Source organism: candidate division WOR-3 bacterium (genome assembly GCA_016867815.1).
In the GTDB taxonomy this organism is placed as follows: Bacteria; Hydrothermota; Tepidihabitantia; order Tepidihabitantales; family Tepidihabitantaceae; genus UBA2258.
Window position 1 is genome coordinate 1 of the sequence record VGIR01000114.1, and the last position, 8,024, is coordinate 8,024.

General features: G+C 58.4%; 11 protein-coding genes. All 11 read right to left on the minus strand.

All coding sequences use genetic code 11. The features are described 5' to 3' along the window. Window positions 1-234: 234 nt before the first annotated feature. Window positions 235-579, minus strand: coding sequence for a hypothetical protein (locus FJY68_12520; GenBank protein ID MBM3332648.1), 345 nt, complete (start codon window positions 577-579; stop codon window positions 235-237). A gap of 228 nt (window positions 580-807) precedes the next feature. Beyond that, the gene (locus FJY68_12525; GenBank protein MBM3332649.1) at window positions 808-1,209 is read right to left on the minus strand and encodes a four helix bundle protein; all 402 of its coding nucleotides are present in this window, start codon (window positions 1,207-1,209) and stop codon (window positions 808-810) included. A 157-nt stretch (window positions 1,210-1,366) separates the two neighbouring features. Next, a complete protein-coding gene (locus tag FJY68_12530; protein ID MBM3332650.1) occupies window positions 1,367-1,564 on the minus strand; it encodes a DUF2283 domain-containing protein in 198 nt (65 codons plus the stop codon). Next, window positions 1,561-1,821, minus strand: a complete 261-nt coding sequence (locus FJY68_12535) for a DUF4258 domain-containing protein (GenBank protein ID MBM3332651.1) — start codon at window positions 1,819-1,821, stop codon at window positions 1,561-1,563. The genes FJY68_12530 and FJY68_12535 overlap by 4 nt, the downstream gene beginning before the upstream one ends. A gap of 248 nt (window positions 1,822-2,069) precedes the next feature. Continuing rightward, complete coding sequence (locus FJY68_12540; protein MBM3332652.1) at window positions 2,070-2,744, minus strand: hypothetical protein; 675 nt, start codon at window positions 2,742-2,744, stop codon at window positions 2,070-2,072. Window positions 2,745-2,884: 140 nt separating this feature from the next. Next, window positions 2,885-3,466, minus strand: a complete 582-nt coding sequence (locus tag FJY68_12545; GenBank protein MBM3332653.1) for a hypothetical protein — start codon at window positions 3,464-3,466, stop codon at window positions 2,885-2,887. A gap of 96 nt (window positions 3,467-3,562) precedes the next feature. Next, a complete protein-coding gene (locus tag FJY68_12550; protein MBM3332654.1) occupies window positions 3,563-4,456 on the minus strand; it encodes a hypothetical protein in 894 nt (297 codons plus the stop codon). Then, window positions 4,453-4,638 (minus strand): hypothetical protein, encoded by a 186-nt coding sequence (locus tag FJY68_12555; protein MBM3332655.1) that lies wholly within the window; start codon window positions 4,636-4,638, stop codon window positions 4,453-4,455. Before FJY68_12555 ends, FJY68_12550 begins: the two co-directional genes overlap by 4 nt. A 57-nt stretch (window positions 4,639-4,695) precedes the next feature. Beyond that, window positions 4,696-5,556 (minus strand): hypothetical protein, encoded by an 861-nt coding sequence (locus tag FJY68_12560; protein MBM3332656.1) that lies wholly within the window; start codon window positions 5,554-5,556, stop codon window positions 4,696-4,698. 159 nt (window positions 5,557-5,715) lie between these two features. After that, window positions 5,716-6,747 carry a site-specific DNA-methyltransferase gene (locus FJY68_12565; protein MBM3332657.1) on the minus strand — a complete coding sequence of 344 codons (1,032 nt, stop codon included), beginning with the start codon at window positions 6,745-6,747 and terminating at the stop codon, window positions 5,716-5,718. 4 nt (window positions 6,748-6,751) lie between these two features. Continuing rightward, on the minus strand, window positions 6,752-7,651 hold the full coding sequence (locus FJY68_12570) for a HindIII family type II restriction endonuclease (GenBank protein ID MBM3332658.1): 900 nt from the start codon (window positions 7,649-7,651) through the stop codon (window positions 6,752-6,754). Window positions 7,652-8,024: the final 373 nt, after the last annotated feature.

Genomic DNA, 8,024 nt, shown 5'->3' on the forward strand with positions numbered 1-8,024 from the left:
AGGCGTACCTGGCGGCTGCGGTCATGAACCTCAAGTGCCTGGTGGCACACGGCGGCGGACGTCCGGCAGTGACGCAGGCCGCCCAACTGCTGCGGCGGGCAGCCACGGCAGTCTACTCAGCTATCAAAACAGCGCTCTGGCGACCGTCCCGCGTCACATCCGTGCTCGCGGTATGAAACCACACCCCCAACAGTGGTTTCTCAACAGCCCCACTGTCACTAATCCTCCCCATAGTCATCTACCACGTCCTCCGAGTTCCCGGAGCGTGGCCTGTGCGCGCGCATCGTGCTCGGCTTCCTCGCGCGGCAGCATCCGCAGCGTAATGCGGGCGTCCAGTGCCAATGCTATCCGCGCCATTGTCTCGACCGTCAGCTTGTTCTCAGTGTCAAGCACGCTGTTAACGAAGCCCAGATTCGCGCCCAACTTTCTTGCCAGTTCCGCCTCCTTAAGACCCCGGACCTCCAGTAACCGCGTAAGGTCTTCTGCGAAGGTCACCTTCAGTCCCTGTGCGACGAACGGCGGGTCCTTTTGCAGTCTACTGAGACGCTCCCGAAGCTCCTTAGTGTTGTCCGTGTTCACGCTCTTTCCTCCATATTGGCTGTGAAATCGCTACGCAGCGTGCCGACCGACGCCTGCACTGCAACCTGGTTACCCGCGGCACATCCCCGGCCAATCTGCAATCGTCAATCTCAAATGGGTTGGTCTTGCCGCCGGCATCGAATCGGGTAACTGGCGGCCCGCCTTCGGCTTGCGGCTCACGGCAGCCGCGTTGGTTAGGCGAAATCGTACATCGTTCATCGTTTGGCGCTAGCCGCCAGAAGGACGATACTTGCTGCCGCGAAGTCCGGTTGTTCGCAGATAGCGAACCAACCCGCTGATCACGGACCCGGCCCGATTCGCCTGCTCCTGCAGCCGGTGAAACTCAGGCTGGCTAAGGTAGCCCTGGTCCAGAGCAACGTAGAGCTGAGCGCTGACCTCCGACGCAGACCCTCTGGCAACGGAGAGGAATTGCACGAACTCACGTGCGCCGCCCCGGCCGAAACCCTCGGCGATGTTGGACATCACGGAAACTGCAGCCCGGCGGATCTGGTCCCTCAGCCCGAAATCGCGCCCGAACGCACCCTTCCCCGACGCATCATAGATCAGGTTCGCCAACGTCCTGGCTTGCTGCCACGCCTCTATTTCCTCGAATGTCTTGAACGTCCCCACGTTCTACTCCTTGTTGTCCGTAACGATCCCACGATGTACGAGTCCGACGACGTGATTGGCAATCCAAGATCGCAAACAGAAAATGACTTGGGCCGTGTCAATAATCACCGCCATGTCCCCGCATTCTCGGGGCAGAGATCCGGACCGAAGGTAGAATTCAGCCGGCGACGGCGTATTCGACTGCGCGGGGATTCTCCACGCGCTTTGAAGCGTTCAGAATCTCAAGCCCGACTACATTGCCGTCCTTGTCGTAGTCCAAGATGATTCCGGGCTTGTCCTCATCACTCTCCTGTATCTTCGCGCCGCTGAACACAACTCTTAGAACATCCACTTCCTGGTCATACGTAACCTTCATTCCGACCTCCAGTACTTGCCAATCTTGCTGGTTCGATAGCCCGTCACGACAACGGTGGCATCCGGCCGCTCGGCGACAACCACCCGCACCAGATACTGCTTGCCCTCAAGTCCGACGCGTGACTGCCGCGCCATCAGGCCGCCTTGCTCGGAAACGACCTGCTCCGGGCCGCTGAACACTTCCTCGACGACCTTGAGCGGTACGCCTCGCCTCGCAATCTCCAGACGGGCGTGCTGTGAGAACCTGACCGGTTTCATGTTGCCGTGTACCATTCTAGCCGGGTCAAGTCATGTGTCCAACACAGGTAGGCCCCGGTCCGCAGTCGTCTGCCATGAGCCATCGCCGCCGTCCTCCACTCGGACGATGAACGATGTACGCACTGTTCGACATAGGCGTCCGAAACCAACGATGAACGATGTACGAACAAACGATGAACGACCGAGGCCGTCAGCGGTCTCGGCAACCCAAAACCGTGAATCCAAAATGACTTGGGCCGTGTCAACAATCATCTGCCATGTCTCCCGAACTCGCCGCTACGTGCCCTGGGCTCGCGCGGGCGCGCCCGCATCCAGTCAAGGTAGCACCTACGTGCCTGACGTGCCTTAGCGCGGCCCTTTTGGGTCAGCCGCCAAGTCGTCGGCTGACGACCGTCGGTGGGAGCGGGCTCGACGAGGCCGCGCTTCGCAAGCAGCGCGAGCAGGCATCCGGTCGTACCCATGTCTTCAACCGTGAGCAGACCCCAGTTTTCAAGAAACCCAACCACGTCAAGCTGTCTCAGGGTGGTTAGTGCCCTTGTCCCCGGCCAGCGAGCAGCTGCCCGTATCGTCTCGCGCGGTTCGGCCACGCGACGCTTGCGGGCCTCAGGCGGAGGTCGTTTCAGACGAAGTGCGCGGATCGCGTTGCGGACGCGCTCCGCTCCGTAGACGGGTATCACTGGACGGCCCGAATTCAGATAGGTACGACCGGCGCGAATGCCTACTACGCGCAGCAAGCTGAGTATCTCCGCCGATTCGGATTCGTCCCAGGCCCTGAATCTCAGCTCGTGCCCATGTTTGTAGGTCCGCCAGGTCTCGTGGCGGCTGCGGTGTTCATTCGGGACACGCAAGCAGCCGCCCTGTGCGTAGAATTCCCGCAGACGTTCGCCGGCCGCGGCTCTACTTTCGGCGAGGGACGCTTCCATCGTCACAAGCTAGGAGCCGTCAGCCGCAGACCAGCCAATCGGCAATCGTCAATCGGCAATCTACAATGTCGTGGGCCGTCAGCGGTCTCGCCAATCCAAAATCGTAAATCCGAAATGACTTGGGCCGTGTCAATAACCATCTACTGTCCCCCGAATTCCCCGTCTAGATTCTCTTGTCCGACCTTCAGCACGAGGAAGTCAAGCAGGCGGACGTCGTGACACAGGCTCAGGCGGCTATCCAGTCTCCTGAGTCTGTGGAGGATGATCCCTACGTCGCCTCCCCTGGCCCACAAGATATAGCTCATCTTGACATATCGCAGCAGGTCCGTGTAGCGTTTGACTCGCTCCTCAGCGTCGCTTCCTGTCGGTGGCAGTTTCTTCTGAAAGAAGCAGAGAACGTGCCTGTCTATGATCGGTTCTGACTCAACGCGCATCGAGACGAGCTTCGATGTGAACGAGAACTCCATCCTACCGCTGCATCTACGGAGTTCGAGGATGACATCTGCATGCTTGGGCTTCCTAGCTAGATGCAGTACCTCAAAGAACATGTCCTTGAAGGCCTGGTCCCGATGGGCGTAATTGAGACCGTAGTAGCGCTCAAACAGCGAACGGAATCGGATACGGTCGGCTGGACGCCGAGAGTCAATCAATCCCTTAAGCTCGAGATACGGAAACACGTCACGATGGCGCATGAGACTCTGGGCCTGTCTGAGCTTGCGCATCCTGCTTCTGTCGAGAAGAAGGGCGTGTCTGTCACGCACAGGAGCAAGCCCCAACTGCCACTCGGGCAATCATGCGCGGGTTGAGGCGAAGCACACTCATACCTTGCCGCCCATCGCCCTGTACGCATCGAGAACGCGCCGCATAGCACGCTTCTGTCCGTTCGAAATAGCCATGTCTCGAGATTTGCCGTCTCGGCCGAGGAATCGTATCTTTGCAGACTTGGACCCGACTACCGCCTCCACAATGGGCAACACTGAATCATCGACCGCGTCGTCGGAGTACTCACGTAGTCCACCCTCGAACGTCAGCACGCCGTCCCACGTGATTCCGCCCGGCGAGTAATCCAGGACACTGTCATCGAGCCAAAAGGCATACCCGTGAGTGAACAGGTACTGATCGCCGAAGTACTGCACTCGGAAACGAAGCTCTGTCGCTATTGCCGTACCGTCCTCCACCGAGAAGTAGAGGTACACGGCGTAGCAGCCTTTGTGAACGGGCGTTGCCTCGTCTTCGTAGAACGTTCGCTTCTTGAAGTCATCGTGGTCCTTCCGCATGCAGGCGGTCGCCCGCGATAGCCGCTCAGTCTCCTCGGCAAGCCGCGCGGAATCGGCTGCTGCGCTAGCAGCATTGACGCTATCCCTGTAAGTCGCGATCCGTTGCAGCAGAAGCCTTGCGGAATCTGCCTCTGGCGATGCAGGGTGTCTGCTGACAACGAGCCCAAGATCGTGCTCCGCAGCCGACAGGTCACCCTGACGGAGTAGTCCACAACCCTCTGCAAGCAATCGCCCGGCTCCGTACCGCAGCTCCTCAATCTCCGCCTTGAGCCGTTCATTCTCCGCTTGAACCTTGCTGTACTCGGCTTTGGACGGCCCGCAGCTAGCCGCAAGGAGGAGTATCGCGCAGATCCCGAGAAGCCACCCATCCCTCAATCTCAAGCCCGGTCTCTCAAATCCAGTCTCTGTTGCGTGCCCGGCATCTTCGTCTCTCACGCGTGCGCTCCTTCGACAATCGCAGTCTCATCCTCAGGCAATCCATACAACTCATACACCAGCGCGTCGATCTGCGCGTCCGTGGCGTCGATGGTGCGTTTGATGGATTCTTGTTCGTGCGGGGTTTTGGCCTTGGGCAACTGCTTGTGCAGGTCGAGCATCCGCTCCACCAGTACGACCATCTTGTCATGCCGCGCAGTCGAAGTCGCCTGTTGGTGCGAGGAGTCGCACTTGGGTTTTCAGTTGTGCAGGATGCAGTAGCGCCGACCTACTGGTGTATGCCAGCCGTGCGGCTCGTCCGGATCATAGCCATACGATAGTATCGCATACTCAGTCGGCCCAGGTTCCCCGCCGGTCGGCGTGAAGCCAAGAACGGCTATCGTCCCGGGGGTCCTCCAGCGAAGGGCGGAGTCAGCAATAGACGTCAGTTCGTATTCCTTCAGCGTATCTGTTGCCAGCCCTGATGACGGTAGCGCGGCAGGAAGGCAGAACAAGTCCTTGTTCAGTTCGTAGTTTGCCCCCGTGTACGGGTTCTTCGGGCATCTCAGACCCAAGGCGGAGAGCGAATCAAGAGTCTGGACAGCGTAGCAGCCGTTTTGATCCCGGCAGCCTTCCAGCGCAACCTGGACCTGTATCATCGCTTGGACCAACCCGGTCGCTCCTACGATTTCACTATCCTCCTGTGCAGTGATTCTATTGAGCTGCAATTCGCGATTGGCACCCAGCCGGACCACGAGTGTGTCGGCGCGCCTACCGGAGAACAGGATCTCACATGCGATTGGACGAGACATAGTTCCTAGGAGCGGGCTCTCCAGCTTCATGTGTCTGCTGTCGATCAACTTGTACTGGCCGCCAAACACGTCCGGATTGCGGTCGTCGCCAGCATATGAAGTGAAGTTGACGGTCCCGTCCTTGAAGAACTCCACCTTCAGGCACGCTCTGCTGTCGAACCACTTCCCTTCCACGTTTGACCGTCCGCCCGAACCACAACCGACGACAGTGATCGAGGCAAGTGCCAGGATACCCAGCACCGCCCAGCACATGCTCGCTATGGTTCTCTCTTCTCGGATTCGAGTCTTGTCATCCAGCAAGTAGTTCATTCCTATGCTCCCTCATGATTGGCCAGGCTTCGCACACGCGTGGGCCTAGATCAGCTCGACCAGTTCGACCATCTTGTCATGCCGCGCCTTGGCATCGCACGGAGGCGCTGGGAATGTCTATCGAGCGTATCCACACGCGGTTTGTCCCCGCGAGGCCTTCTACTTCGATCTTCTCACCCGCGACTTGCGGTGCGATACCGAGATCCCAGCTAGCCGGTCAAAGTGGGAGGATCTCCTGTCCGCCACAAACACCGGATTGTCTTCTGATCTGCTGCCTGGGAGCGACTCAAACATGTCAGGTGCAAGTCGCTCCTTCGCGATTTCGACATACTCGGCACTGATGTCGAACCCGATGTAGTGCCTGCCCGTCGCTTTGGCGGCTACCAGAGTCGATCCACTTCCGCAGAACGGATCCAGAACCACGTGTCCTTTCAGCGTCGTCAGTTCGATCAAGAGCATCAGCAACTTCACCGGTTTCTGGGCGATATGACGTCCGCCTTCACTCGGTCCGAAGCCCGACCGCAACACATTGTTGGGTCTAAGCTCGTAGGTCGTGATGGCCGTCTCATTGAAGGCCCCAACGCCGAATGCTAGGACATTGTCGGCTATGGTGGTGCCTATTGGGTAGGGTTTGGTGAACCAAAGAATGGGCTCGTACACGGGGCGAAGATTCCCTACGCGCCAACCTTCCCACTTCGCGGCATTGGCCACATCGCCTCGCCTCTGAAATACGACGCTGAGTCGTTGTGCCCGGTGTGGAGCAGACTCCCGTAGCCAAGCAAGTGAGTCCTTGAATGTGAACCCGGCATCTTCGAAAGCCACCACGCAACGGTGTGCCAATCTGCGACCAGCGAAGACCAGCGCTGAACCGCCTGGTTTTAGCATACGGTACCACTCACTAGCGAAGGATGCACACCAACGTTGATACTCACATGGAATCTGCCTGTCCGCCTCTGACCACCCATTGAGAGGTTTGCCTCGACGCCTGAACACAGCGCCTGCCTTGAGCTGAGCTGGACTGGTTCCCAGGAGGGCGGAGTTCGTGTTGTTGTGCAGCACATCCCATTCATCTGCACCGATGCCGTAGGGGATATCACTCAGAATTAGGTGAATACCGCAGTCTTCGATACGCTTGGACGCCTCGATACCGTCGGCCACTGATGCAGAGTCGAGAATAGGGGATTCGCGCATCACGTTAGGCGTCCAGCAGCGCGTTGTGCTCGATGCCCTCCACCTGCGCAATGCGGGAATCAAGGCCGGCCATGCGCACCAACTCGTCCAAGGCCTCCTGATGAGAAAGTCCCAACAGTCTGTTACGTTCCGAGCGTAGATACCGGAGCGACTCAGCTTTTACTACAGCGAGGGCTTCGATTGAGGCGGTCTTCTCGGTCGTCCATAGATCGCCCTCTTTGCCCAGCGATAGCGCAAGCGCACGATTGATACCGGTCCAGTAGTCGACGGCGCTCTTGCTCGGATTCAGGTGCGCGACTGCCGCGAGGATACTGCCAAGACCCTTCACAGCAGACGGTTTGCCCTTGCGTTCGGAAAGACCTACAAGTGCTGCCAAGTGGGAGTAGCTGAGAATGCAGACATTTCGAGCAATGGCTTGCTGGTATATCTGGCTAGTTCGCGTCGGAAGCTGATAGATCGGACAAACAACAACTGCGTGGTCAAGCCCGCCGCGCCAACCATCCATGGCTTGGACTTTGAAGTCCTTCTGGTTCTTTGCAGTCCGGCTCAGCCTGAAGGCCTTGGCATCTGCAACAAGCGAATAGTTGCTTCCCTTCGCCTGCACGTCGGCGGCGTCCGCGCGCTCGTTGAGGACACTGCTTCTCAGCCCTATTGCCGACAGGGCCTCAGAAACGACCGCGTCCGTGTACTTCGAGTACAGTTTCTCTTCGGATGAGTCATGCCCATACTCCTCTGGCATGGCACCACAGAGTCGCAGGTGTTCCAGGAGGGCATCACTTCCATCCTTCTTTATCTCGGCTCTCAGTTCCTTTATCACCCTACTAGAGTCGTCCCCGAAGGAACCACTGATCTTGGCTAGTTCATCTGTCCAATACATGCGACGGGCAGTGCCAGTCATCTTCATCTTTGACCTTTCCTCAAGAGGCTTGCTACCTGCTACAGTTTATTCGTCCCAGACCCCGGTATCAAGCACTCGCCACCTGCTTTGCTGACCTCGGGTTCTTCCTCTACCTTTGCCGGACGCCCTGCTGTCAGTCGTATTACTTTGCCGAGGAACGAGCATGTCCCTCGGTTAGTTGAAATTCCTAGCGGCTCCCACATCACTTTAGGCAACTCTCTCTGTTGCGTCAATTTCTTTCGGTGACGCGGACCGTTCCAGTGCACTCAGCAATGCGGGGATGTGCCGGTAGCCATCTACGCACCGGAAGTGCTGCTCGGCATGTAGCAGCCCAGCTACACACCAGCGCCAGCGCATCTCGCCAGGGCGCCAGCGCTTC

Coding starts and splice junctions, on each gene's coding strand:
- FJY68_12570 (MBM3332658.1), bottom strand. CDS start 7,651: ATGAAGATGACTGGCACTGCCCGTCGCATGTATTGGACAGATGAACTA.
- FJY68_12540 (MBM3332652.1), bottom strand. CDS start 2,744: ATGGAAGCGTCCCTCGCCGAAAGTAGAGCCGCGGCCGGCGAACGTCTG.
- FJY68_12545 (MBM3332653.1), bottom strand. CDS start 3,466: ATGCGCAAGCTCAGACAGGCCCAGAGTCTCATGCGCCATCGTGACGTG.
- FJY68_12555 (MBM3332655.1), bottom strand. CDS start 4,638: ATGGTCGTACTGGTGGAGCGGATGCTCGACCTGCACAAGCAGTTGCCC.
- FJY68_12530 (MBM3332650.1), bottom strand. CDS start 1,564: ATGAAGGTTACGTATGACCAGGAAGTGGATGTTCTAAGAGTTGTGTTC.
- FJY68_12560 (MBM3332656.1), bottom strand. CDS start 5,556: ATGAACTACTTGCTGGATGACAAGACTCGAATCCGAGAAGAGAGAACC.
- FJY68_12535 (MBM3332651.1), bottom strand. CDS start 1,821: ATGAAACCGGTCAGGTTCTCACAGCACGCCCGTCTGGAGATTGCGAGG.
- FJY68_12565 (MBM3332657.1), bottom strand. CDS start 6,747: ATGCGCGAATCCCCTATTCTCGACTCTGCATCAGTGGCCGACGGTATC.